This window comes from Affinundibacterium flavidum (assembly GCF_014284175.1).
Taxonomy (GTDB): Bacteria; Pseudomonadota; Gammaproteobacteria; order Burkholderiales; family Burkholderiaceae_D; genus Undibacterium; species Undibacterium flavidum.
In genome coordinates this window covers 1-26,247 of the sequence record NZ_JACOGA010000010.1, presented here as the reverse complement: position 1 = coordinate 26,247, position 26,247 = coordinate 1, and the positions used below count along the sequence as shown (strand labels likewise).

General features: G+C 45.2%; 16 protein-coding genes and 2 tRNA genes. 8 read left to right on the top strand and 10 right to left on the bottom strand.

The window, feature by feature from the left end; translation table 11 throughout:
* Positions 1 to 282: 282 nt before the first annotated feature.
* Positions 283 to 1,614 (top strand): omega-aminotransferase AptA, encoded by a 1,332-nt coding sequence (aptA, locus tag H8K55_RS11640; RefSeq protein ID WP_186942250.1) that lies wholly within the window; start codon positions 283 to 285, stop codon positions 1,612 to 1,614.
* A gap of 140 nt (positions 1,615 to 1,754) precedes the next feature.
* Here aptA and H8K55_RS11635 read toward each other — a convergent pair whose 3' ends face one another.
* Complete coding sequence (locus H8K55_RS11635) at positions 1,755 to 2,219, bottom strand: CYTH domain-containing protein (RefSeq protein WP_186942249.1); 465 nt, start codon at positions 2,217 to 2,219, stop codon at positions 1,755 to 1,757.
* Positions 2,220 to 2,223: 4 nt separating this feature from the next.
* Positions 2,224 to 3,348, bottom strand: coding sequence for a M14 family metallopeptidase (locus tag H8K55_RS11630; RefSeq protein ID WP_186942248.1), 1,125 nt, complete (start codon positions 3,346 to 3,348; stop codon positions 2,224 to 2,226).
* A 415-nt stretch (positions 3,349 to 3,763) separates the two neighbouring features.
* Here H8K55_RS11630 and H8K55_RS11625 point away from each other — a divergent pair.
* A tRNA-Pro gene (locus H8K55_RS11625) sits at positions 3,764 to 3,840 on the top strand.
* 87 nt (positions 3,841 to 3,927) lie between these two features.
* Here the strand turns inward: H8K55_RS11625 and H8K55_RS11620 are convergent.
* From H8K55_RS11620 to H8K55_RS11610, 3 genes are all read right to left on the bottom strand, one after another.
* Positions 3,928 to 4,515: a hypothetical protein gene (locus H8K55_RS11620; RefSeq protein ID WP_186942247.1), complete on the bottom strand. Its 588-nt coding sequence runs from the start codon at positions 4,513 to 4,515 to the stop codon at positions 3,928 to 3,930.
* Positions 4,516 to 4,738: 223 nt separating this feature from the next.
* Positions 4,739 to 5,029 (bottom strand): hypothetical protein, encoded by a 291-nt coding sequence (locus H8K55_RS11615; RefSeq protein ID WP_186924519.1) that lies wholly within the window; start codon positions 5,027 to 5,029, stop codon positions 4,739 to 4,741.
* A gap of 279 nt (positions 5,030 to 5,308) precedes the next feature.
* Positions 5,309 to 5,399: transfer RNA gene (locus tag H8K55_RS11610), tRNA-Ser, on the bottom strand.
* Positions 5,400 to 5,803: 404 nt separating this feature from the next.
* Here H8K55_RS11610 and H8K55_RS11605 point away from each other — a divergent pair.
* On the top strand, positions 5,804 to 7,660 hold the full coding sequence (locus H8K55_RS11605; protein ID WP_186942246.1) for a GGDEF domain-containing protein: 1,857 nt from the start codon (positions 5,804 to 5,806) through the stop codon (positions 7,658 to 7,660).
* A gap of 224 nt (positions 7,661 to 7,884) precedes the next feature.
* Here the strand turns inward: H8K55_RS11605 and purL are convergent, their stop codons facing one another.
* The 3 genes from purL to H8K55_RS11590 all read right to left on the bottom strand — a co-directional run bounded on the left by purL (position 7,885) and on the right by H8K55_RS11590 (position 15,227).
* The gene (gene purL / locus H8K55_RS11600) at positions 7,885 to 11,886 is read right to left on the bottom strand and encodes a phosphoribosylformylglycinamidine synthase (protein WP_186942245.1); all 4,002 of its coding nucleotides are present in this window, start codon (positions 11,884 to 11,886) and stop codon (positions 7,885 to 7,887) included.
* A gap of 332 nt (positions 11,887 to 12,218) precedes the next feature.
* Positions 12,219 to 14,096 (bottom strand): type IV pilus assembly protein FimV, encoded by a 1,878-nt coding sequence (locus H8K55_RS11595; RefSeq protein WP_186942244.1) that lies wholly within the window; start codon positions 14,094 to 14,096, stop codon positions 12,219 to 12,221.
* A gap of 363 nt (positions 14,097 to 14,459) precedes the next feature.
* A complete protein-coding gene (locus H8K55_RS11590; protein WP_186942243.1) occupies positions 14,460 to 15,227 on the bottom strand; it encodes an RNA methyltransferase in 768 nt (255 codons plus the stop codon).
* Between the two features lie 193 nt (positions 15,228 to 15,420).
* On the opposite strand from H8K55_RS11590, the gene H8K55_RS11585 reads away from it, so the two are divergent.
* The 3 genes from H8K55_RS11585 (at position 15,421) to mutS (ending at position 20,592) form a co-directional block, all read left to right on the top strand.
* Positions 15,421 to 16,215, top strand: coding sequence for an inositol monophosphatase family protein (locus H8K55_RS11585; RefSeq protein WP_230408581.1), 795 nt, complete (start codon positions 15,421 to 15,423; stop codon positions 16,213 to 16,215).
* 132 nt (positions 16,216 to 16,347) lie between these two features.
* A complete protein-coding gene (locus tag H8K55_RS11580; RefSeq protein ID WP_186942242.1) occupies positions 16,348 to 17,745 on the top strand; it encodes a DEAD/DEAH box helicase in 1,398 nt (465 codons plus the stop codon).
* A gap of 204 nt (positions 17,746 to 17,949) precedes the next feature.
* Positions 17,950 to 20,592 carry a DNA mismatch repair protein MutS gene (gene mutS, locus H8K55_RS11575; protein ID WP_230408580.1) on the top strand — a complete coding sequence of 881 codons (2,643 nt, stop codon included), beginning with the start codon at positions 17,950 to 17,952 and terminating at the stop codon, positions 20,590 to 20,592.
* Positions 20,593 to 20,769: 177 nt separating this feature from the next.
* Here mutS and H8K55_RS11570 read toward each other — a convergent pair whose 3' ends face one another.
* Both H8K55_RS11570 and H8K55_RS11565 read right to left on the bottom strand, forming a co-directional pair.
* The gene (locus H8K55_RS11570; protein ID WP_186942241.1) at positions 20,770 to 21,489 is read right to left on the bottom strand and encodes a hypothetical protein; all 720 of its coding nucleotides are present in this window, start codon (positions 21,487 to 21,489) and stop codon (positions 20,770 to 20,772) included.
* A 161-nt stretch (positions 21,490 to 21,650) separates the two neighbouring features.
* Positions 21,651 to 22,457, bottom strand: a complete 807-nt coding sequence (locus H8K55_RS11565; RefSeq protein WP_186942240.1) for a M90 family metallopeptidase — start codon at positions 22,455 to 22,457, stop codon at positions 21,651 to 21,653.
* Positions 22,458 to 22,658: 201 nt separating this feature from the next.
* Between H8K55_RS11565 and rarD the strand changes: the two genes are divergently transcribed.
* Both rarD and H8K55_RS11555 read left to right on the top strand, forming a co-directional pair.
* Positions 22,659 to 23,543 (top strand): EamA family transporter RarD, encoded by an 885-nt coding sequence (rarD, locus tag H8K55_RS11560; RefSeq protein ID WP_186942239.1) that lies wholly within the window; start codon positions 22,659 to 22,661, stop codon positions 23,541 to 23,543.
* Between the two features lie 220 nt (positions 23,544 to 23,763).
* Positions 23,764 to 26,034: an arginine/lysine/ornithine decarboxylase gene (locus tag H8K55_RS11555; protein WP_186942238.1), complete on the top strand. Its 2,271-nt coding sequence runs from the start codon at positions 23,764 to 23,766 to the stop codon at positions 26,032 to 26,034.
* Positions 26,035 to 26,247 lie beyond the last annotated feature (213 nt).

Sequence of the window (26,247 nt, the reverse complement as noted above, 5' to 3'; positions counted from 1 at the left end):
TTATTCGTTCACTTCTTCGCACGCAGATGAAATCTCATCACTCCTAAATTAATCTTAGAACTTTTTACAGAAAACGCGACTACCAACATCTCGTGAGCTTGATCTATTCCAATGTAAATCACAATAAGTAGTGGTAAAAAGCAACGCACACCCGAAAGAAGATGGGCACTAAACCAATTACCAGGAATGATTAAAAATTCTTTTTGCAATACTTTAAGTAAGCTACACTTGGTGAACACCTTTCATACCTCAATTTTTTCTCGACCTTAAAGAAACAGTATTATGAATTCACCGCTACAAACCGAACATTTGTGGATGCCTTTTACCGCAAACCGTCAATTTAAGGCTCATCCCCGACTACTCGATAAGGCAGAAGGTATGTTTTATCAAAGTACAGACGGGCGGCAAATCTTGGATGGAACTGCTGGCTTATGGTGTGTTAATGCAGGCCACAATCATCCCAAAATTGTGGCAGCAATTCAGCAACAAGCGGCCACACTGGATTTCGCGCCGACATTCCAGATGGGACATCCATTAGCCTTCAAAGCAGCGAGCAAATTGGCGGAGATGGCGCCGGCTGGTTTGAACCGCGTATTTTTTTGCAATGATGGTTCAGAAGGAGTTGATACCGCATTAAAAATCGCACTCGCTTATCATCGGATTCGCGGAGATGCTGGACGATATCGTTTAATTGGACGCGAACGCGGCTATCATGGCGTTGGGTTTGGGGGGATTTCGGTCGGCGGAATAGCGGGCAATCGCAAACAATTCGGTCCTGCTCTATCCGGCGTTGATCATCTGCCACATCCCTTAGATATTTCAAGAAATGCTTTCAGTAAAGGCTTACCGCCACACGGCGCAGAGCTTGCCGCAGTATTAGAACAACGGCTTTTAGCCTTGCATGATCCTACAACAGTCGCCGCAGTGATTGTCGAACCGGTACAAGGATCCACCGGCGTGATCGTGCCTCCTCAGGGCTATTTGCAAACCTTACGCGCGATATGCGACAAGTACGGCATTCTTCTGATTTTTGATGAAGTCATTACGGGTTTTGGCCGTTTAGGAAAGCCATTTGGCGCTGATTACTTCGGCGTTATCCCAGATATGATCATTTGTGCAAAAGGCCTGACAAATGCCGCTGTACCGATGGGCGCTGTGATCGTCACGGAATCTATCTACGATGCCTTTATGCATGCGGCGCCAACAGATGCGATAGAGCTCTTTCATGGTTACACTTACAGTGCGCACCCCTTGGCATGTGCGGCAGCGATTGCGACCTTGGAAGTCTATCAGGAAGAGAAATTATTTGAACGTGCGGCACAATCAGCGCCCTATTTTGAAGCTGCTGCACATCAGCTACGCGAACTACCAAACGTGAAAGATATTCGCAATTTGGGCATGGTTTGTGGCATTGAATTAATGCCACAATCTGGCAAAACGACTACTCGTGCTTACGATATTTTTGAGAAGTGTTTCTGGGAAAAAAATGTGTTGATTCGTACGACTGGCGACATCATTGCACTCTCGCCACCGCTCATTATTAACGAAGCACAGATAGATCAATTATTTGCTCAAATTAGCGAAGCGATTCGGGAACAAGCTGAAACCAAGTGAAATTTAAAGCGGTAATCTATTGAGTATTTTATGGAGCATGTATCGAGTATGTATTGAGCATGTATCGAGTCACCTCACGATGACTTGATACATATTAAATCGAAGGCGAAAGACTAGCGCTTCAATGTATTACCTCAGACTTACCAATGCGAATAAGGATGCTTAAATAGATTGGCATTCGCATAGCGATGATCATGACTAACTTCTACGCCAACCCAAGCAGGTTTTACAAATGCCTGCTCAGCGTCATATAACTCCACCTCAGCAACCACCAATCCAGCATTTTCACCAAAGAATTCGTCGACTTCCCATATCACATCATCAATCGCGATACGGTAACGATTTTTCTCAATCAATGGCTGTTCACATAGACCATCCAGCAATTCTTTGGCGTCAGCCAATGGAATAGGATATTCCCATTCGCCGCGAGAAATGCCGGTTGTCTTACCCTTGATAGTCAACACCGCAGATTGATCTTCAATACGCACCCGCACCACTCTTCCGGGTTGCGAACTGAGATAGCCTTGCCGCATAAAAACAGGTAGTGCTAATTGTTTCCAGTCGTCGGCGACGACCAGAAACTTACGTTCAATTTCGATCGCCACAAGATTAGTTTTTCAAAGCAGTTAAAATAGGTTGCAACATCGCTTCACCCAATTTCATGCTACGTGCACCATCCCAGCCAACTTCAAGGTCAGGCATGTTCGCATTGTCTTTAAACGGTAACTCTAAGGTGAGAGAAACACATTTGAAAGTATGACCAACAAACTTCGACGCCAACTTTAACAAGTCCTCGTTATACTTGCTCGCTTCGTAGCCAAATTTTGTCTGAAAATCTGGGCTGGCAGCGCAAAAACTATCGACGAAAGCAGTTTGCTCTTGCATTTGCTTATCGCTAAATCCTTCCAACATTTCGCTACCCGCCACAAACACATAAGGCAAGCCTTCGTCGCCATGAATATCGAGGAACAAATCGCAACCGATTTCTTCGATTTTTTTCTTCACATAATAAACTTCAGGACTAGTTTCTAAGGATGGCGTCATCCATTCACGATTCAAGTTGGCACCCGCTGCGTTGGTACGCAAATTGCCGCGCACAGAACCGTCAGGGTTCATATTTGGCACGACGTATAGCACCGCCTCATCCAAAATTGCACGGGCAATAGGATTAGCCAAATCGAGTAATGCGTTCAATGTGCCTTCGACCAACCACTCTGCCATTGTTTCACCCGGATGTTGGCGCGCAATAATCCATACTTTTTTCTTTGCAGATGGATTGCCGACTATCACCAAGTTTAAATCACGACCATCCACTGTATTACCCAAATCCTCAACACGAACCTGGTCTGATTGCTCTACGCTACCGAGCAACGCCAGATGCCGTTCCCAGCTATACGGTTCAAAATAGGCGTAGTACACGCTATCTGTATCAGGGGTATGCTTGATCGTCATCACTTTACCGTCGAATTCAGTTTCAACCCTGAACCAATTTTCACGATCGTAACTTGCGACTGCACGATAATTGTTCCACCCATCAGGGTAAGTCGCGTCACCAGCATTGACGATACGAATCGTCGCATCCTGATCGCGTGCACCTTGCAAGCGGAAATAAAACCATTGCATAAATTCTGCATTGGAATCTTGGCGCAATTTCAATTCAATATTCTCTGCGCTCACAGCCTGCACAACTTCAATCGCACCTGCGTCAAAATTTTGGCTAATTTTTATCGACATAGTCATCTCTTTAAAATAAATGTTCGGTAAGAACATGATCAATTACCTTGAGCATACGAAATGCTCCAACCCGATATTGTGACCGTTTTTCGCGCACTCTGACAATCTTTTAAGTGAATTAAGAATGACTATTTTCTCCAAAACAAATTAGTCACTTCCTTATAATTAATTTTCAAGTTCAAAATCAGTCGGATCAAAATTTGATCCGCCTTGCACTCAATAGCGAATCATCAGTTTCACAGAATTAGTATCCATACGCTCTAAAAACTCTGTGCCTCTGCGCATGCTCTTGATCTCGTTGTTTCTGCGCAGAGAGCTCTTAACAAAATCAAAAAATAAATTTTTTGGTAGCAGGTTTCTTGAGCAAAACAATGGCAAATGACTTACAAATACCCTATAATTGCACCCTCAGTGTCGGGGCGTAGCGCAGCCTGGTAGCGTACATGCATGGGGTGCATGGGGTCGCAAGTTCGAATCTTGCCGTCCCGACCAACTTCTATAAAAATCTTCGTATCATTCGATTGCAGCTAATTTCAACGCTTCAATTTGCGGTTAAAAACTGACTTTACTTGCGATTATTTACGGCAGAGCTCTTGCGAAATTATTGATAATCGCGACATCCGGCGCCATAGAAATAAATGGAATATTTTCACGAACTAGGACTTCGCGCAAAGCGACATCAATTTTTCTGGCGTCATCTTCACTTTGAAATCGTCCAGTTTGCACGTACTTCTTGTCACCGCGCTCCACCAGAATATTGATATTGTCGTGTTGGTTGTACCAATTCAAGATCTGCTGCCGAGTTTTTGCAACGTCACAAATATTTTCACTATACGATTCGTTGTAATACAGTACCTGCATCAGCGCACATTCGGTGACCAAGTATTGCACCTGTCCATCCAATAACTCCAACATTTCAAATTGGCGTTGCGCGACTTGATATTGATTTTTTAACGCATCAAAATTCTTTTGCCATACCAAAGATTTTGCATAGTCTGGAATTTGCTCGACAGACTTATGACGCAAATTTAAGTTGAGGATAATGGCGGAAGAAAAAAGAGATTTGTCACAACCTGGCCCACCAATAATATTAATAATTTTTGTGGGATAAAGTCGCATCTTCTGGTCGTGACCAAGGCGCGAAGCACCAGTAACTTGAACTGACATGATTACCTCAACCGAAAATTCACATCGATAGATAAGTACATGCTAACACAGCAGATTGCAAATCAGAAACAACGCATTGCTCTTGTTCAATGTTCTTGTACATTACTGTTGTATACACTGACATTATGCTCTTTTTCGCACAAGTAGTTATGCCTCAGGCACAAAATAAAACAGGGTTAAATCATTCCTGATTTAACCCTGTGCTGGCGACAGCGCATTCGAATTAATCGACGCGAATAACCTGATCGCCGATACGGAACTTTTCCCGACGGTCTCCCATCAAGGCACGCAATTCTTTGATACTTAAATCACTTATTTCGTGCATACGAATTAGCAATGAAGCACCAACTGGCAAATGATGATGACGGATTTTACTGATTACTGGAGGAGCAACTTCTAATGCTCTTGATAAAGCCGCGTCATTTTTTAAATGCAGTTGCTTGATCAATGTATCCAAGAGATTGTTAGGATTGTAGTCAAAATCATCTGACTTTAAGTCTAAAAGGTTTGCCATTTTTCTCACTCTTCACAAAATACAGTTAAAGATTATCTGTATGTACCAAGACCAAATCGGTTTGGTTGCTATTTTTAATTTCGCTTTTACAATATGATCATCACAAAAACGCCGTACTTCAAACAGATTTCGTGTCAAACAGCAAGTTCATCATCAATCTGATATGCAAGATTGCATCCACATTTATCGTTTCCGATGATCAATAAACACAAAAACCATTCTAGCTTGACTTGTTCAAACGATTTTTGATCTTTGCCAAATAATCGTTGAATTGCATGCTGGCGGAAAGACAGGGATTTGAACCCTGGATACGTCATAAACGTATGCCGGATTTCGAGTCCGGTGCATTCGACCACTCTGCCATCTTTCCAAACTACCAAATACAGTCAAGCGTGCGATTGTAGCAAAGTTCAAAACCGTTTGGTAGCCTGTTTTTTTGGCAATTTCCCTCTCAAAAGCCGCGAATTCATTAGAGATTTCAGTTTATATCTTGGATATATAAGGCTATAAAGAATATTTCCATACAAAAACAATATATTATTTCAATATTAGAGGAAATTACCTAATATCCAATTTAAGCTAAGAAATTGCTATTTGCATAAATAGCTCTAGATGCAAATATTAGAGCTAAAACCCAGATATATTTAACGAAAATTTCGTCAAACAAAGTTTGATGAGACTTTGTGAAATATCTACGTCACATTCCGGCATTAAGCTTAAAAAACCGAAAGTTAACTTCGACTCGGCAATTTCGATAAAGCTTAAAATCACTCTATGGATCACGGGTTACTGTCAAACTCAAATGAAATTTGTTGCCCTAGCGCAACAAAAACCGCATTATTTATCGATTCGCACGAACAAAATTCCTATTCACACCTCTGCAAAATCATCCAAGAGCGCTTGCTCACAGCGCGATTTCAACCAATTATTCACATGGAGGATGGTCAAATACTCGGTTATGAAGGCCTGATAAGAGGACCATCCGATAGCCCGCTACATTCGCCACTTAATCTATTTCAAGCGGCTGAAGAACATGGCTTACGGGTCACTATTGAACATTTGTGCCGGCGAATTGTGCTGGAGCAATTTAAGGCGCTTCAACTACCGGGCAAGCTCTTTCTCAATGTCAGTCCGGAATGTCTACTCAAACGTGATGCCAGACACGGAGAGACTTTGGACTACATTCACGAAATTGGTATAAATCCTGAACGCGTCATTATCGAACTTACTGAATACCAACCTACACACGATTACAGTTTGTTATACGAAGCCGTGCTGCATTACAGGGAGATGGGCTTTGAGATTGCCATCGACGATCTGGGAGAGGGATTTTCTAGTCTGCGGCTGTGGTCAGAATTGCAGCCAGAATTCGTCAAAATCGACATGCATTTTATTCAGGGAATTGACAAAGACGCCGTCAAACGACAATTCGTCCGCTCGATACAGAGCATTGCTGAGAAGTCAGGTTCTCGCGTAGTCGCTGAAGGCATCGAGACGTCCGCAGAACTCGCTACTTTGCTTGATTTAGGTGTTGCATGCGGTCAGGGCTACCACATAGCAAAACCTCACGCCAATCCCGCAAAATCGATTTCAGCCGAAGTCGCGAAAGCGCTTTCATCCAAGAGAAAAACTAAGCATGCGTATTTAATTGTGCAAAATAAAAAAACCGTGACCATTAACAATTTAATGAAGACACCGCCAACGATCAGCTCATCAACACTTAATAATGAAGTAGAGAATTTGTTCTTGGCAGATCCCAAATTGAAAATTATTCCTGTGGTAGATGCGCACATTCCAGTCGGAATCATCAATCGCCACAACATGATCGATAGATTTTCAAGGCCATTTCAACGCGAATTATATGGCAAAAAATCCTGCAAGGTTTTTATGGATCCCAATCCTCTATTGGTGGAGCATGATACTAACCTGCAGCAAGTCAGTCATATGGTGGTCGAAGCTGACCCTGAGCACTTAATCAATGGCATTATTGTAGTCGAACAGGGGCGCTATCTTGGCATCGCTACTGGGCCGGACCTGATGCGAGAAATCACCAAGATGCAAATTGAGGCAGCTCGCTATGCGAATCCCTTGACGCAATTGCCAGGCAATGTGGCCATCAACCAGCACATTGATCAGCTAATTTTGCAAGAACTTCAGTTCGCAGCATGCTACTGCGATCTTGATCACTTCAAACCATTTAATGACGTCTATGGCTACCAACGAGGTGATGAAGTCATACAACTGACCAGCCAAATTATTGCGCAACACTGCGATCCGCATGATGACTTTATCGGGCACATTGGCGGCGACGACTTCATTGTCTTGTTTCAAAGTTCAGATTGGGAACTACGCTGCCAAGCCATCTTGCGATCATTCGAGACCGCAATTGCGGACTTCTATAGCAACGAAGATCGAGAAAGAGGTGGGTACATTAGCGAAGACCGACAAGGCAAGAAAGTTTTCTATCCACTCATTAGCCTGTCACTCGGTATTATTCGTGCGGACTCCCAAAACTACACTTCACATCACCAAATTTCGGTAGCGGCAACCGATGCAAAAAAACAAGCCAAACGCATGCTGGGCAATAGCTTATTCATCGACAGAAGGAGAGAACTAGGCACGCACGCTTAAACCCAATTCTTTGTTAGGGGCAATCACAAATCATAGGCATGATTGCCCCGTTTCGAATTCCGAAGTACTCAGGCAAGATCTAAATTGTGATAAAAATCTTGTTGCGCATTTTCACCACAATATTGCTTGGTGCTTGCGTCCGAAGAAAAACCGATGGTGCGTGACAAACCCAAAAAACGCAGAGCGCCATCGGCTTAACTCTGCGTTTTTTGTGTGCGATCAAATTACCCCACCCAAACTCTTGCATTTCTAAACATGCGCATCCAAGGAGAATCGTCACCAAAGGATTCAGGTGCCCAAGAATGTAACACGCTGCGGAATACACGCTCAGCATGCGGCATCATCACAGTAAAGCGTCCGTCATCATTGGTTACGGAAGTCAAGCCGCGTGGTGAGCCATTCGGATTGTAAGGATAAGCTTCCGTTGCCAGACCATGATGATCAACAAAGCGCATCGCCGCTTGTACCGCATTAATATCGCCAGTAGTTGAGAAGTCGGCAAAACCTTCGCCATGCGCCACCGCGATTGGCGTTTGCGTACCCGTCATACCTTGGAAGAAAATCGATTTGGATTCGAGAATTTCCACCATAGAGAAGCGACCTTCGAATTGTTCAGATTTATTCTTGGTGAATTTCGGCCAAGCTGTCGCGCCTGGAATGATGGACTTCAAATTACTCATCATCTGGCAGCCGTTGCAGATACCCATACCAAAGGTATCGTTACGATGGAAGAATTCAGAGAATTGCTCGGACATCATAGCGTTGAACAAAATCGTTTTCGCCCAACCTTCACCAGCACCTAACACGTCACCGTAAGAGAAGCCACCGACAGCGATCAAGCCCTTGTAGTCAGCCAATTTAGCACGGCCGGCGATCAGATCACTCATGTGAACGTCAACCGCAGTAAAGCCTGCCTTATGCATCACATACGCCGTTTCAATATGTGAGTTCACACCTTGTTCACGCAAGATTGCAACTTTCGGACGTACGCCTGTTGCGATAAACGGTGCTGCCACGTCTGCTTGCGCATCGAAAGTAACTTTCGGTTGCATACCTGGATCGGACTCATCCGCCAAACGTGCAAACTCAGCGTCAGCGCAATCTGGATTGTCACGCATGCGGGCGATTTGCCAGCTGGTTTTGCTCCAGATTTGATGCAGAGCACTGCGAGATTCTTTGTAGATTTCTTTCGCGTCGCGCATGAAAGAAATGACGCCGCTATTATTTGGCTTACCAATTTCGTGACTGCATGCCCCCAGATTATGTGCACGTAACACGTCCATCACTTCGCTGCGCTGTTCAGTACGTACTTGAATGACTGCACCCAGCTCTTCATTAAACAGTGCGCGCAAAGTTAATTCATTGCGACGTTCAGCAACCTGCCCTGCCCAATTTTTCGCATCACCCTGATCTGCCGCGTGCTCACTTTCCATCGTCAACATGTCGAGATTAATCGCTAAACCGCTACGACCAGCAAACGCCATTTCGCACAATGTGCCATACAGACCGCCGTCAGAACGATCATGGTAAGACAAGATTTTACCGTCTTGATTTAAAGTTTGAATCGCTGCGAAGAAGCCTTTCAAATCCTCTGCACTATCCACATCCGGAGTCTGATCACCGAGCTTTTGCATAACTTGTGCAAAGGCCGATGCACCCAAACGATTCTTGCCGCGACCAAGATCAATCAAAATCAGGCTAGTATCGCCTGCGTCCAATTTGATTTGTGGCGTCAAACATTTACGGATGTCATACACGGGCGCAAATGCGGAGATAATCAAAGACACAGGGGATGTTACTGACTTATCAGCGCCCTCATCTTTCCATGTGGTACGCATGGACAAAGAATCTTTACCAACCGGAATGCTGATACCCAGCGCCGGGCACAGGTCCATACCGATGGCTTTGACCGTATCAAACAAAGCCGCATCTTGGCCAGGCTGACCACAAGCTGCCATCCAGTTTGCTGAGAGCTTGATGCTTTCAATGCTGGAAATAGGTGCTGCAGCAATATTAGTGATCGACTCACCGACCGCCATACGACCCGATGCAGCAGCATTGATGACCGCCAATGGAGTACGTTCACCCATTGACATTGCTTCGCCGAGATGACCGTCTAAGCTCATCGCTGTTACAGCACAATCAGCGACTGGCACTTGCCATGGGCCAACCATTTGATCACGTACCGACATCGCACCAACAGAACGGTCACCGATTGTAACCAGGAAAGATTTATCGCCGACCGTTGGCAAACTCAACACGCGCTCGCCGACGACTTTCAAATCCATACCCGTTAAATCTATCGCTGGGAAATCACGCTTGACGTGCTCAACTTCGCGATGCATTTTTGGTGGCTTGCCGAGCAAAACATTCATCGGCATATCGACTGGTGCATTGTCATTCAGAGGATCAATGACTTTTAATTGACGCTCTTCGGTTGCAGTGCCGACGACAGCGAATAAGCAACGCTCACGCTCACAGAAATACTGGAACAAAGGCAGGCTTTCTGGCGCAATCGCTAACACATAACGCTCTTGCGATTCGTTACTCCAGATTTCCTTCGGTGCCATGCCGCTTTCTTCCAAGGGCACTTTGCGTAAGTCAAAAATCGCACCGCGTTTTGCATCATTCGTGATTTCTGGGAAGGCATTAGACAAACCACCCGCACCCACATCATGAATTGACAAGATAGGATTATTGTCGCCCAATTGCCAGCAAGAGTTAATCACTTCTTGCGCACGACGTTCCATTTCTGGATTGCCACGCTGCACAGAATCAAAATCTAAATCAGCGGTGTTAGTACCTGTCGCCATCGATGAAGCAGCACTACCGCCCATACCGATGCGCATGCCTGGGCCACCGAGTTGAATCAACAAACTACCGACAGGCAAATCAAACTTTTTCGTATGCTTGTCGTTGATGCTACCGATACCGCCAGCGATCATAATGGGCTTGTGGTAGCCATGGACGGTACCACCAACATTTTGTTCGTAAGTACGGAAATAGCCACCCAAAACTGGGCGGCCAAATTCATTACTAAACGCCGCGCCACCGATCGGGCCTTCTATCATAATTTGCAAAGGTGAAGCGATACGGTCTGGTTTGCCGTATTGCTGTGTCGTCGCATTGCTGCTCAGCACATCGCTAGCGTTTTCCCATGCTTGCACATTGCCAGGCAAATTCAAATTGGAAACGGTAAAGCCAGTTAAGCCAGCCTTTGGTTTTGCACCACGACCAGTCGCACCTTCATCACGAATCTCACCGCCAGCACCAGTCGATGCGCCTGGGAATGGTGAAATTGCCGTCGGGTGATTATGTGTTTCCACCTTCATCAAAGTATGCGTCAACTCAGTGGAAGCTTGGTATTCATTCCCGTTCGCCGCACCGTTTGGATAGAAGCGTGTAACCGTCGCGCCTTCCATGATGGAAGAGTTATCGCTGTAGGCAACGATAGTACCTTTGGGTTGCAGTAAATGCGTGTTCTTGATCATGCCGAATAGCGAGATATCTTTTTTCTCGCCGTCGATAGTCCAGTCGGCATTGAAGATTTTATGGCGACAGTGCTCACTATTCGCCTGCGCAAACATCATCAGCTCAACGTCAGTAGGATTGCGCTTTGCAGTCGTAAATGCGTCAACCAGATAATCAACCTCATCATCCGACAACGCCAAACCTAATGTGCTGTTGGCATCGACCAAAGCTGCTTTACCACCACCTAAAACATCGACATGCTCTAAAGGCTTAGCTTCTAATTCCGTGAACAAGCCTTTGGCAGCATTCAAATCTTCCAATACCATTTCGGTCATACGATCATGCAATAAAGCGATCACACCTTGCTTAGAATCAGCGGCGAGTTTTTTTGCACCACCTAACAAACCAGATTTAACTTGTACAAAATACTGTACACCACGCTCTAAGCGTTTGATTTGCTGCATACCGCAATTATGCGTAATGTCGGTTGCTTTTGACGCCCAAGGTGAAATCGTGCCAAAGCGCGGGATCACAACAAAACTATCGCCCTCTTCACTGCTCGTAAATGCGTCACCGTAAACCAAAAGTGCCTTGAGGCGATTGACATCAATCTCACTCAAAGGTGCAGATGTATCGACGAAATGAGCGTAGCGCGCAGTAACCCCAACGATGTTGGCATCGACGGCTTGCAAGCGGGACAATAAATTCTTAGTGCGGAAGGCAGACAGGGCGTTAGAGCCTGGCAATATCAACATGGCGTGAATGTAGTTGAGGCAAAGTGGCTGTTTTCTGAGGCTCGCGCTGGCAATATCACGAGAGAGCACAAACACATCGCGGGTTGGAACGGAAAGCGAGATTATACCTTGATGTCGGTTTTCTCTCCAGCCCGATCTTGAATGTCCACCGAATTTCTCATCTATACACCGAATGGCTGGAGATAGAAATCAATCACGACTCCAATAATAAAAAAGCGACCATACCGGCCGCTTTCTTTACACAAATACAAATGATGCTCAGTCTCTCAAATTGGTCTAACTCAGGTTAATCTAACGCCTGCTGTTATGACAATAAGAATTTATCAATCATTCTATTTTTTGCCTAGTTCGATAGGAAAGTCAATACTTTCAAATTCTATGGTTCCAAATTCAGCATCAGCCAAGTGATCTTTCGCTCCCCCGTTGACTGGTTCAGGCCTAGATTCAGGCTCAGGTGCAACTGGTTCTCGCGTATCTTGTACAGGCCCTTCAATTGCTTTAATTCTATCTAATTCATGCGCGATTCCCAATAGCAATAAGATATCGCGATACACTGGCAAGTCAAATCCTGCACGCTTTCCCTCTCTATCGTCCACCAATAACGCTTCCAAGTAAGGAATAATATTATTCTCTCCCCATACGTCACAGATTTTTTGCATTAAATGAGGAAAGTCTTCTAAGTGCCGACTTGGAATTTGAGACAGATCTGCATCGAATTCTGGAATATTGGCATTGAAGAACACTATAAAGCGATCTCGTAATTGATCGTACTTTGCCCGGTCATTCACAGTCCGATACAAGTCGAGCAAGAACAACCAAGGTACAGGTGAATCTGGATGTTCTAACTGCTCTTGCGCAGATAAAATTTCGATTGCGCGTTGAGGATCATTCATCGAAATCCAAAACTCAGCTTCTTGAGTCACGTCAGAAATTTCTTCGACTTTGACAGAGCCCCCACGCGGAGCGAAGAAATTAAAGATACTGCTATTAGTTTCTTCCAAACTAGGCGTCCGATGGAAATTACTATGATCCGACAAAGCCTGACTTGGACTGAAATCATCTGCAGCGGACTTGAATTCTCCAGTCGGTTTTACAGTCGAATTACGCTTTTCAAGCGGCCCGGATCCAACAGTTGACTCAGTCGATTTGGTGTCATAACTCGCTTGCAAGTTATTGATCACATCTTCGATTTTTTCTGGCTGAGCTCCGTGAAGTTCCTCCTCGCCCTCCCACCAAGTGGCCTTTTGTCCCGCCAAATTTCGTCGTATGTACAGGAGTAAGAACAAGATCACAACAATCGCCAAAATCGCAATGACCGCCAAAGCCAACAGCCAATAATCGAAGCCAGTCTTATTTTGCAATAATGTCAATGCAGACTTATCTAACTGATTTTGTTTCCGCAACTGCTCTGTCTCACGCTTCAAATTAGCAATTTCAACACTATCTTCTAATTTTGACGCGACCGAAACTGACGCTTCAGCAGATACACTTTCATCACGCAATATGGCAGCCATACGAGCTTGTGCTGCTTTTAGCTCCTGCATGTTTTCAACCAACTTTTGACCTGTTTCTGTGCTCAGTACATCGCTCATTCGCAAGCCTTGGGGTGCCCCTGGCATCACAATATCGTCCGACAATCGCAACACATCTTTCACTGGCACCGCGGCGACTTTCTTTTTCTTGGGCTCGCTTTTGGACGCAGCCGCAGGAATCACCTCAACTGGATCACGCGCGAATTCAGGTCTCGTCTGCTTTTTCTTTCTAGGATTAATTTTGGGCTCTGTCTTGACGGATGTCTCTGTAACGTTTGTGGCTGCTGGATTTACGCCATCTTGATTGTTCTTACCGAACGGCGACTCGTCACGACTAAATGCTCCTGCACCAATTAAAGCTTCTGGTGGATCAAGCAACACGGAAAATTCTCTGTGCAACTGAGTTTCGCAATTGATATCAATAATCAAATTGATCGCAGGCTCGTTTATCACCTGCCTGGTCGAAAAACTCAAAACACGTCGCTTTTGATTTTGCTGAATAACAATGTTCGCGCTGGCAATAAATATGCCGTCCATTGTGACAACCCGCGCACGCAAACAACTTGGATTTATCAACTCAGATTCGCCGCCCACCACGTCGGCATGCACCAACAAGGATTGTCCAAGAGAAGAACGAACTCTCATCTCGCCTAAGCCCAGCGCGAACGCCGGCGCCATCGCCAATATCAAGTAGGAGACAGGCAAAACAAAAAGTAAGAATCGACGCAAATGACGAATAATAAATCCCTTTACATATTTACATGCTGGTCAAAATTCAATGTAATTTCAATTCAGCGAACCTAGCCACTATTGAAGTTGACTATCATGAATGTTACTTCTTTTACATGAAGAAACAAAGTAAATTACCTATTTTTGTGTCTGAAAATCACTAATTGCCAAATAAAAAACTGACTTAAATCCGCAAGTAAGCAGTAATTAATCAAATAAGCTAATTTTAAAAACAAGAAACAGAAGCAATTCAAAGAAATTCGAAGTTTCAAGCGCTTTTATCAACGCTCAAGCACAATCAAATAGGCAAGTTTACTTCCTAGTCAAATCCAAAATTCTCTTTGAAATTCCGCGTATTATATTCACTTCCTCAACTTCTAGTTGAGCTCTTGAAAAGAGACGTTTCAATCTTGGCATGAGCTTCTTGGGACTCTGAGGATCTAGGAAATTAATTTTAACAAGTGATTCCTCCAGATGCTTATACATGCCATCTATTTGTTCCATCGAAGCAAGTTCACCTTGAAAGCCAATTTCTGACTGCGGCATGGAATTAGATCGCGTTGCTAAAGCGCTCATACGACACTCATACACCAAAATCTGCACCGCTTGCGCAAGATTCAATGACGAATAGTCGGGATTGGCAGCGACATTAATCAGTACATTACTATTTAACACAATGTCGTTAGGCAAACCGAAACGTTCACTACCGAAAACCAAGGCAACTGGTTGCTTTAATTGATTAACTACCTTATCGGCAAATTCGCGCGGCGCTATAACAGGCGGTGAAAATTCACGCAAACGCGCACTTACTGCAGCAACAAAATGGCAACCCACTAAAGCATCTTCTATCTTTTCAACGACCTTTGCCGACGCCAAAATATCTTGCGCACCGCTGGCAAATGCGATTGCATCTGGATGCGTTAGGGCATCGTCAAAGCGTGGGTTGACCAAGTACAAATCAGAAAATCCCATCGTTTTCATAGCGCGGGCTACTGCACCAATATTGCCGGGATGACTAGTATCGACCAGGATAATTCGCAGGCGACCAAAAACAGATGTATCAGAAATAGCTAAGTTCATTTAAAATAGCGCGATTGCGCGTTAATTTTTGTTGTTTGTGTTGCCGATGTGATTTGCTTATGTAATCAATTCTGCAATGATTCAATCATAATTCACAGCGCCCCGCTCTTTAATTCATCTTTGTGCGACAACTTTACGACCTTGGTCTAGTCCAGACTCAAGGCTGAGCTGCCGCCATTTTAACGGAAACTCTATGCACCCAATGCTCAATACGGCAATTAAAGCCGCTCGTCGTGCCGCGACTATTATTAATCGTGCTTCTTTTGATGTGGACCGCGTCCAAGTCAGCGAAAAGCAATACAACGATTTCGTAACTGAAGTTGATCGCGCTGCCGAAGCTGCGATTATTGAGGTGCTGACTTCCGCTTATCCAGATCACGCGATTCTTGCTGAAGAATCCGGCGCATCTAAAAATCTGCATGACGACAATGAAAATGTCTGGATCATCGACCCGCTCGATGGCACGACTAATTTCATTCACGGTTTTCCACAATATTGCGTTTCCATCGCCCTGCAACAAAAAGGCGTCATCACACAAGCTGTTATCTATGACCCTAGCCGCAATGAAATGTTCACTGCATCCAAAGGCGGCGGCGCATTTTTAAATGACAAACGTATCCGCGTGACGAAATGCGACAAAATTGCTGATGCCTTAATCGGCACAGGCTTCTCTGGTCGCGACATGGCGGGTCTTGATGAATACATGGAAATGTACAAAATCATGACGCAAAAATGCCAAGGCTTGCGTCGTCCAGGTGCTGCCGCTTTAGATTTGGCCTACGTCGCCATGGGTCGCTTAGATGGTTTCTTTGAAAAAGGTTTAGCGCCATGGGATATCGCTGCAGGTTCTTTGGTCGTGACTGAAGCCGGTGGCATTGTCGGTACGTTTTCTGGTGAATCAGATTATCTGTACAAAGGCGACGTATTAGCAGGCACACCAAAAGTATTCGGTCAAATGGTCAACGCTCTACAAGCCTTCGCAAAATAAAACGTTTTTTTGGCGCATCGCTTTCAAACAGTAAGCGATGCGCATAGCCACACAGTACAAAAAAAGCCATAACAAGCAGCACCCAAACCTTTCCCGCTCCCTGCGGGAAGTTTGTTTCATATAGAAATTAGCATGACCACATTTTCAGATCTCGGTCTTTCCGAGTCCATCGTTCGCGCAGTTAGCGAACACGGCTACACCACCCCTACACCGATACAAGCGCAGGCAATTCCTGCTGTGATCAAAGGCGGCGACTTACTGGCTGGCGCACAAACTGGCACAGGCAAAACTGCGGGTTTTACCCTGCCGATCTTAGAACGCCTGTTGCGCAGCACACCTGTTCCAAAAAACAAAACAGATCGCCGCAATATTCGTGTTTTAGTCCTAACACCTACCCGTGAATTAGCGGCGCAAGTGGAAGAAAGCGTTTCCACCTACGGCAAACATACACCTCTCAATTCTGGCGTCATTTTTGGTGGCGTTGGCATCAATCCGCAAGTCAAATTACTTAAAACTGGCGTAGACGTTTTGGTCGCAACACCTGGTCGCTTGCTCGATCATCATCAACAAGGCACCATCGATTTACGCCATATCGAAATCTTGGTATTGGACGAAGCAGATCGCATGCTCGACATGGGCTTCATCCATGACATCAAAAAAGTATTGGCGATACTTCCTGCGAAGCGTCAGAATTTATTGTTCTCTGCCACCTTCTCGGACGATATCAAAACGCTCGCCGATAAATTGTTAAATAACCCAGCAATGATAGAAGTTGCTCGCCGCAACTCCACCGTCGAAGTGATTGCACAAAAAGTACATCCGGTTGATCGTGATAAAAAACAAGCGATGCTGGCGCACTTAATCAAGACGCATAAATGGTCGCAAGTTTTAGTTTTCACCCGCACCAAACATGGTGCGAATAAATTGGTGGAACAATTAATCCGCGACGAAATTAATGCGATGGCAATTCACGGCAATAAGAGTCAATCCGCGCGCACCAAAGCTTTGGCAGAATTCAAAGATGGTAGCTTAACCGTCTTAGTCGCAACCGACATCGCCGCCCGTGGTATCGACATCGATCAATTGCCACACGTTGTCAATTACGACTTGCCAAACGTCGCCGAAGATTATGTACACCGTATCGGCCGTACAGGTCGCGCAGGTGCTACTGGTGAAGCCGTGTCCTTAGTCTGCGTCGATGAATTCAAACTCTTGGCCGATATTGAGAAATTTATTAAACGCCAAATTCCGCAAGAAATTATTGACGGTTTCATTCCCGATCCACACGCAAAAGCACAACCAATACAATTGCGCAGTTTTCCAAATCCTGCGCAGGGTCGTGGCCGTAGTGGTGGTAATGGCGGGGGTAATGGTGGAGGCAATCGCAGCAAAGCACCAAGCCGTCCACAAGGCGCGCCGAAGGCCGCTGGCAGCAATGTCGCACGCAATGCAGGTCCAAAACCTGCAGGCGCAAAGCCTGCATTTAAGCAAAGCACACCACGTCGTTCAGGTGGTCGCGGCGGCGCTTAATTGGTAGCGGTGTTGCAGTAATTAGTAAGACAAAACGGGCAAATGTGCGAGCATTGCCCGTTTTTCATTAATAAAGCCAAAGCTTAAAAAACCATAGCAATTACACTGCCTTCGAGCGTATTTGCGCTATGATTTCGCACCTCAAGAAATTTCAAAAAGAATTCGATTTTTCTCGCATTCAACTTACAAAATATTAATAAAAATATGGCTACCACCGAAACCCACACCCCAATGATGAAGCAATACCTAGGTATCAAAGCGGATTATCCCGATACCTTGGTGTTCTATCGCATGGGCGATTTTTATGAATTGTTTTTTGAAGATGCTGAAAAAGTTTCGCGCATTTTGGGCATCACCTTAACGCAACGCGGAACGTCGAATGGTGCACCGATTAAGATGGCGGGCATTCCTTTTCATTCTATAGAACCTTACCTGGCCAAGTTGGTAAAGATAGGTGAATCAGCGGCAATTTGTGAGCAAATTGGAGATCCTGCGACGAGCAAAGGTCCAGTAGAACGCAAGGTCATGCGCGTAATCACACCAGGTACTTTAACCGATACTGATTTACTACCTGAAAAAGCAGAACGTCCTTTATTGGCGATGTGTTTGTTGAGCCAACGCAAGACTGTCAACATTGGCTTAGCCTGGTTGTCTCTAGCAAGCGGCGCATTGAAGTTGATGGAATTTAGTACCGATGAAAAATCGCTACAAGCGCGCCTGCAACAAGAATTAGAACGAATCTCGCCTGCCGAAGTTTTAGTCTCCGCTGGTGGTTTAATGTTGGAAGAATTTCGTCATGAATTGCCGGGCAAATTTTCTGAAGTACCTGACTGGCATTTCGACTTGAAGCAAGGTCAAAAGTCTTTACAAGATCAACTCGCGACTTCCACATTGACAGGTTTTGGTGTTGAGAATTTTGGCGCAGCTTTGGGTGCTGCTGGCGCATTATTACGTTATGCCGAATCGACTCAAGGGCGCGGATTAAAACACGTCAATTCGCTCAGCGTAGAGTCTGAAAACGAGTTTATCGGACTCGATACTGCAACACGTCGCAACCTGGAATTAACCGAAACTTTACGCGGTCAAGAATCACCGACTTTATTTTCTTTGCTTGACCACTGTCGTACTGCGATGGGCTCACGTTTACTGCGCCATTGGTTACATCATGCACGACGCGACCAGCAAATCGCGCGCAGCAGGCATCAGGCTATCGATGCCTTATTGCAAGCCGATGCGACGACAGGCTTATCGAACACCTTAACGTCAATACCAGACATAGAACGCATCACCACACGCATCGCCCTGCTTTCTGCACGTCCGCGCGATCTTGCGGCCTTACGTGATGGTGTACAACATCTGGGCACAGTGCGTACTTATGTGTCTATGTGTTTGAAAAATAATGAACCACAATTATTGACGCAGTCATTGAGCAATCTGGCGACACCGAACGAGTGTTTAGATTTATTAGAACGCTCGCTGATGCCACAACCAGCAACGATGGTGCGCGATGGTGGCGTGATAGCGACAGGCTTTGATGCTGAACTCGACGAATTGCGCTCGCTCTCAGAAAACGCAGGTCAATTTTTGATCGATCTGGAAACCTCAGAGCGCGCGCGTACTGGCATCGCGAATTTGCGTGTTGAATACAATAAAGTGCACGGTTTTTACATTGAAGTCACGAACGGTCAAGCCGATAAAGTGCCCGATAATTATCGCCGTCGTCAAACTTTAAAAAATGCCGAGCGTTACATCACACCTGAACTGAAAGCATTTGAAGACAAGGCGTTGTCTGCGCAAGAGCGTGCCCTGGTGCGTGAAAAAATCTTGTATGAAAAACTGCTACAAGATTTGTTGCCGCATATTCAAACCTTGCAAACCATTGCACATGCAATCGCGCAATTAGATGCCTTGGTCAGCCTGGCCGATCATGCGATGAAAAATAATTGGTGCGCACCGCAGTTAGTCAGCGAACCAACTTTAGATATCGTGCAAGGTCGCCATCCTGTCGTTGAAAATCAGATCGAACGCTTTATTGCGAATGATTGCCAGCTATCTGCCGAGCGCAAACTGTTATTGATCACCGGTCCGAACATGGGCGGTAAATCGACCTTTATGCGCCAAACTGCGCTAATCACTTTACTCGCTTATATCGGTAGTTATGTCCCAGCGACCCAAGCGACTATTGGACCCATTGATCGTATTTTCACACGTATTGGTGCGGCCGATGATCTTGCAGGCGGACGTTCTACCTTCATGGTGGAGATGACAGAATCCGCGGCAATTTTGCATGGCGCGACAGAAAATTCTTTAGTTTTGATGGATGAAGTCGGCCGTGGTACGTCGACCTTTGATGGTCTTGCATTGGCATGGGCGATCGCGCGACATCTGATCATGACTTCAAAAAGTTACACGCTGTTTGCGACCCATTATTTTGAATTGACGCAGTTACCCGATATTCATCCAAGCGCTGAAAACGTGCATTTGTCAGCAATTGAGCACAAAGAAAATATCGTGTTTTTACATGCGGTACAAGCTGGCCCTGCATCCCAAAGTTATGGTCTACAAGTTGCGCAGTTAGCAGGCATTCCGCAACCAGTAATCCGCGCAGCACGTAAACATTTAGCGGATTTAGAAGCACAATCTTTACAGAGTACGCCGCAGTTTGATTTATTTTCCAGCAGCTCAGGGAATAGCAGCCCCGAAGATCTTACGCCGTCTGAGCAAGTCGACATCATTCAAGATTCAGCATTGTTGTTAGCGATGGATGAAATCGATCCTGACGCGATGACGCCACGAGAGGCATTGGACGCTTTGTACAAGTTGAAAGCATTAGCGAAGCAAGAATAAGACGTGTTCAACGCCCAAAACGAAGCTCAAGATGAAGTACAAAACAAAGCAAAATAAAGCACAGGCACGCAGAAACGAAGTCGTACTTCACGACTTCGTTTTTAATCAAATTTTCGAAATAATTTTTAGAATAATTTTTAGAATAATTTTTAAAAAACTTCGAATTTAATTCACAAATCAATTCTGCAATTGCAACAAGAATTCACGCAAAGTAAGTCGGCTTGCCGTAGTCACCGTTTTGAGATAATCATTCCCTCGAAACACATGCCAACCTTGAATCTCAGTATTCTCCGGAAATGTCTCCAGCTTAGTTTGATACTCCCAAGTCCCATACAAACTATCAAGCTGCTCATCCGACTTTCCTCGTTTGATTTCCATCGCATAAGTAACGACCAAACCTTGCCGTTTTAATGAACCAAAAATCTGCCTTTGTGCCTGCGGATCGCTTGCTTTCCAATAAATAAAATCACGCTCATTAAAAGGCAAGCTTTCGCCAGCTTTCAAGACGCATGGCGTAGGAAAACGTAAGAGATTCGCGATACCGGCATCCCACATGGGAGTAGCAACCGCATTTGAAATTTCAGCAAAATCTTTAGGATTGGGGCGCTGCTTACCAAAAGTAAGGCTCAAACCATTAGACAATTGCAATAATTGACTAATGTTTCCATCGACTTCTAGCATCGAATAGGTCGCATCGCTATATAGTCTCCATTCAGCTTTCGCTGCAAGATTGCCGTTATACGATGTTCTTTGCAAATGCGTGGCGTCTTTCCATGCTAGTGTTTTCGGGCATTTTACTTCTTCTGCATGCAGCGTCGCAGCCGATAACAACAAGCCCGCGCACAGCAATGCACACGCCAATACTTTGTCTATTTTTTTGATAGCATTTATCAACATATCACCCTATGTTTTTCCAAAGCATTGATTGACTGTTCAGAACCATTTACTGCTCTGACGGAAATCTACTCACCTAAACAGTCATACACAGAACATGCGCAGAACACACATTATGCGAATTGCGCCGGAAAATCACAAGCTCACAAGCTGATTTTAAACAACTATGTCCACTCTCTAGGGTCCACGCGATAGTAAGTTTTTAAGAGCTCAAATAAAGCCGCATGGTAGTACGCGAGTTCATGACTTTTCTTGAAAAATGCTTCACTCGATACCGCAAAAAATTCTGCTGGATTAGTTGCGCCATAAGGGTCAATTAATGTCTCTTCATGCTGCGCAAGCGCGCTTTGCAAGCGCTCAAATTCTTGCGCCATGACTTGCGACCAACTACGATAAGCTGCTGTCGTTGGCAAAATTGGTGCGCCATTCACATTGCCATCTTCGCTGTCTAACTGATGTGCAAACTCATGAATCACGACGTCTTGCCCCATTTCTTCCGTGTGCGGATTATGCGCCACTTGATCCCATGCCAAAATGACACGGCCATCACTCCAAGACTCTCCGCTCAAAGTTTGATTGGTGTGGGTGACGATACCACCTGCTGCCATTTGCTGGCGCGGCGCGATAAACGCGCTAGGATAAACCAACACATGCGTGAGCTTTGGATACACTTCTATTTCACGATTTAACAGTAGCAAACAGGCTCGCGCAGCAATCGTCAATCGGATCTCATCATCAATCTCCAAACCACCACAACCGACAAAAGTCTTCTCATATAAAAACTGACGAATGCGACGCTTTAATTGCATTTGTAAATGCGTGGGCATACGACTGTAGCCTGGTACATTTTGACGCAAAATTTTGGAATATGCAGGTGGAAACGCTTTTGCTAGTACATAGCGCAAACGTAACTTAGGCAATACAAAAAAACCGAAAATAAGTGCGAGAACAATCAACGCGAGTAACCACATGTTTTTCCTTATGGGAAGAGAAATTGCCAATACAGCGATCTAAATACAGCGATCTATCATCTTCAATTGGGCATCAGATGCTTGAACTCAATAGCGCCTTCTTATTTATCAGCAAATCACCAATATTCTGCGCACCATCAGCATGCAAATTCATAAGCTGCGATAATCAGTGCTTCCGCCAATTTCACATCCAGTCTCACTATGCGCAAAGGCATCATTTACGCCGCGGCCTGCTATTCGGCTTGGGGTTTATTTCCCATTTATTTCAAAGCGCTGCACAGCGTTCCTTCGGTGGAAATTTTGCTACATCGTATGGTGTGGGCATTCGCCTTCCTATTATTGGTATTAAGTGTACGTAAGCAATGGGCTTGGCTGGTGGACGTATTTCGTCAGCCCAAGTTACTTGCTGGCTTTGCTGCGAGCGCCGTTTTACTCTTGGCAAATTGGTTTTTGTATATTTGGGCGATCAACAATGATCGCATTGTCGATGCCAGCCTGGGATATTTCATGACACCCTTGGTGAATGTTTTTCTCGGTTTTATTCTACTCAAAGAACGCTTACGAACCGTCCAATGGGGCGCGATTACCTGTGCGGGTCTGGGAGTACTGTGGTTAAGCTTGCAAACTGGCCATCCACCCTGGATTGCTTTGGTGCTGGCCTCAACTTTTGGGATGTATGGCTTGCTCAGAAAAACCGCGGCCTTGGGGGCATTGGAAGGCTTGTCACTGGAAACCATGATTTTGTTTCCCTTCGCGCTCGCCTATCTCACTTATTTAGCCCTGAATAATCAAAGTGTGTTTTTGCAGGCTGCAACTGGCACCCAGATATTGTTAGTAGCAGTTGGCCCAATCACCGCGATTCCCTTACTCATGTTCGCCGCCGCAGCGCGTCGCATACCATTAGCAACTTTAGGATTAATGCAATACATCTCACCAACAATACAATTACTGATTGGTGTATGGCTTTATCACGAACAATTTAGCCAAGAACGCCTATTAGGTTTTCTGGGAATTTGGTCGGGTTTACTCATTTACTCAGTCGATAGCCTGCGATTTAGCTTCATGAATAAGGCTACGGCGAATTAAATCTTGCATTTCGAACAGCAAAATTAAGCGCATATTTGGGCATTCCATGACAGTCTGATGAAATTTGTTGGCTTTCAAGGCAATCTGCACAAAATAGGGCAATATTTTTGACATCTGAACCTGCATTTCTGCGAAAATTCGCATCTTTATTTTTTCGGCGCGCAAGCGGTTTAACACACTGGCCCAGGCGTCTCCCGTAACAGGCTTTTTGGAGACCTAAATGAAATTCCGCTTCCCCATCGTCATCATTGACGAAGATTTCCGTTCTGAAAACACTTCTGGTCTTGGTATTCGTGCACTTGCCGATGCCATGGAAAAAGAAGGTATGGAAGTTCTGGGTGTGACCAGTTATGGCGACTTATCTCAATTCGCCCAACAGCAATCGCGCGCTTCTGCTTTTATTCTGTCTATCGACGATGAAGAGTTCGGCGAAGGTACCGATGAAGAAAGTGATTTCGCCCTGAAACCTTTGCGCGCTTTCGTCGAAGAAATTCGCTACAAAAATGCCGATATCCCAATTTATCTCTACGGTGAAACGCGCACCTCGCGCCATATCCCGAATGATATTTTGCGTGAATTGCATGGCTTTATTCACATGTTTGAGGACACACCTGAGTTTGTAGCACGCCATATTATTCGCGAAGCTAAATCTTACTTAGATGGCTTGGCACCGCCATTCTTCCGCGCCCTAGTTCATTATGCAAACGATGGTTCTTACTCTTGGCATTGCCCAGGTCATTCCGGTGGTGTAGCGTTTTTAAAATCACCAATTGGTCAAATGTTCCACCAATTCTTTGGTGAAAACATGTTGCGTGCTGACGTCTGTAATGCGGTGGAAGAACTCGGTCAATTGCTTGACCATACAGGTCCCGTCGCGGCATCTGAGCGTAATGCTGCGCGTATTTTCAATGCGGACCACTGCTATTTTGTCACCAACGGCACGTCGACTTCGAACAAGATGGTGTGGCATTCAACCGTTGCACCTGGCGACATCGTCGTGGTGGATCGTAACTGTCACAAATCGATTTTACACTCCATCATCATGTGCGGCGCTATTCCCGTCTTCTTGATGCCGACCCGCAATCACCTCGGCATTATCGGTCCGATTCCATTGGAAGAATTTTCCATGGAAAGCATACGCAAGAAAATTGAAGCAAACCCTTTCGCCAGAAAAGCAAAAAACAAGAAACCACGTATCTTGACGATTACCCAATCAACTTATGATGGCGTCTTGTACAACGTCGAAACGCTAAAAGAACTACTGGACGGCGAAATCGACACGCTGCACTTCGATGAAGCTTGGTTGCCACATGCAACCTTCCACAACTTTTATCAAGACATGCACGCGATTGGCAAAGAACGCCCACGTGCGAAGAAGTCGATGATTTTCTCAACGCAATCGACACACAAATTGCTGGCAGGTATTTCACAAGCTTCACAAATCTTGGTGCGTGAATCTGAGACCGTCAAGTTGGACAAAGACAGTTTCAACGAAGCCTATCTGATGCATACATCAACTTCACCACAATATTCGATTATCGCTTCTTGCGATATCGCGGCGGCGATGATGGAAGCCCCAGGCGGAACAGCACTAGTTGAAGAATCTATTTTGGAAGCGCTGGACTTCCGCCGTGCGATGCGTAAAGTTGACCAAGAATGGGGGCAAGACTGGTGGTTCCAGGTTTGGGGACCGGAAGACCTTTCCGAAAACGGTGTAGGTACGCAAGAAGATTGGATGATCCATGCTGAAGATGACTGGCATGGTTTCGGCAAACTCGCACCGGGCTTCAACATGCTCGATCCGATCAAAGCCACTATCGTTACCCCAGGTTTATCACTCGAAGGTAAATTTGGCGAAACCGGTATTCCAGCTTCTATCGTCACTAAGTATTTGGCAGAACACGGCGTTATCATCGAAAAATGCGGATTGTATTCATTCTTCATCATGTTCACGATCGGCATTACCAAAGGTCGTTGGAACACATTGTTGACCGCGTTACAGCAGTTCAAAGATGACTACGACAAGAATCAACCGATGTGGCGTATCTTGCCCGAGTTTGCAGCTGCAAACCCGCGCTATGAAGGTGCAGGCTTGCGTGATTTATGTCAAAGCATTCACGAAGTTTACAAAGTACATGATGTCGCCCGTTTAACGACAGAAATGTATTTATCCGACATGCAGCCAGCGATGAAGCCTTCCGACGCCTTTGCGAAAATGGCGCATCGTGAAATCGAACGCGTATCGATCGATGATCTGGAAGGTCGCGTCACAGCGATTTTGTTGACACCATATCCACCGGGTATTCCTTTATTGATTCCAGGTGAACGTTTTAATAAAACGATCGTTGATTACCTCAAATTTGTGCGAGCGTTTAACGACCAATTCCCTGGTTTTGAAACCGATTGTCATGGTTTGGTCAAAGCAGAAGTCGACGGTAAGCGTGGCTACTTTGTTGACTGCGTCCCCAAGGGCGCAGAAAATGTAGAGTAATAAATGTAGAGTAATAAACCCACAAGCAAGACCGCTTATCGGAAAAAAGCCGCACTCAATCTAAAGTGCGGCTTTTTTTCGACGGTTGACCCGTCCTGAAATAGATTGACAGTTTTCTTCGTAATGGAAAGGAACGTCAATGAAATCGACAGAACGCAGGAGTCAAAGAGATTACACCTTAGCCTTTAAATTGTCAGTGGTTGATCAGGTAGA

What these genes read in the sequence shown, in the direction of transcription:
- aptA (WP_186942250.1), top strand. Translation starts at nt 283, where the DNA reads ATGAATTCACCGCTACAAACCGAACATTTGTGGATGCCTTTTACCGCA.
- H8K55_RS11630 (WP_186942248.1), bottom strand. Translation starts at nt 3,348, where the DNA reads ATGTCGATAAAAATTAGCCAAAATTTTGACGCAGGTGCGATTGAAGTT.
- H8K55_RS11620 (WP_186942247.1), bottom strand. Translation starts at nt 4,515, where the DNA reads ATGTCAGTTCAAGTTACTGGTGCTTCGCGCCTTGGTCACGACCAGAAG.
- H8K55_RS11615 (WP_186924519.1), bottom strand. Translation starts at nt 5,029, where the DNA reads ATGGCAAACCTTTTAGACTTAAAGTCAGATGATTTTGACTACAATCCT.
- H8K55_RS11605 (WP_186942246.1), top strand. Translation starts at nt 5,804, where the DNA reads ATGGATCACGGGTTACTGTCAAACTCAAATGAAATTTGTTGCCCTAGC.
- purL (WP_186942245.1), bottom strand. Translation starts at nt 11,886, where the DNA reads ATGTTGATATTGCCAGGCTCTAACGCCCTGTCTGCCTTCCGCACTAAG.
- H8K55_RS11595 (WP_186942244.1), bottom strand. Translation starts at nt 14,096, where the DNA reads ATGGCGCCGGCGTTCGCGCTGGGCTTAGGCGAGATGAGAGTTCGTTCT.
- H8K55_RS11590 (WP_186942243.1), bottom strand. Translation starts at nt 15,227, where the DNA reads ATGAACTTAGCTATTTCTGATACATCTGTTTTTGGTCGCCTGCGAATT.
- H8K55_RS11585 (WP_230408581.1), top strand. Translation starts at nt 15,421, where the DNA reads ATGCACCCAATGCTCAATACGGCAATTAAAGCCGCTCGTCGTGCCGCG.
- H8K55_RS11580 (WP_186942242.1), top strand. Translation starts at nt 16,348, where the DNA reads ATGACCACATTTTCAGATCTCGGTCTTTCCGAGTCCATCGTTCGCGCA.
- mutS (WP_230408580.1), top strand. Translation starts at nt 17,950, where the DNA reads ATGGCTACCACCGAAACCCACACCCCAATGATGAAGCAATACCTAGGT.
- H8K55_RS11570 (WP_186942241.1), bottom strand. Translation starts at nt 21,489, where the DNA reads ATGTTGATAAATGCTATCAAAAAAATAGACAAAGTATTGGCGTGTGCA.
- H8K55_RS11565 (WP_186942240.1), bottom strand. Translation starts at nt 22,457, where the DNA reads ATGTGGTTACTCGCGTTGATTGTTCTCGCACTTATTTTCGGTTTTTTT.
- rarD (WP_186942239.1), top strand. Translation starts at nt 22,659, where the DNA reads ATGCGCAAAGGCATCATTTACGCCGCGGCCTGCTATTCGGCTTGGGGT.
- H8K55_RS11555 (WP_186942238.1), top strand. Translation starts at nt 23,764, where the DNA reads ATGAAATTCCGCTTCCCCATCGTCATCATTGACGAAGATTTCCGTTCT.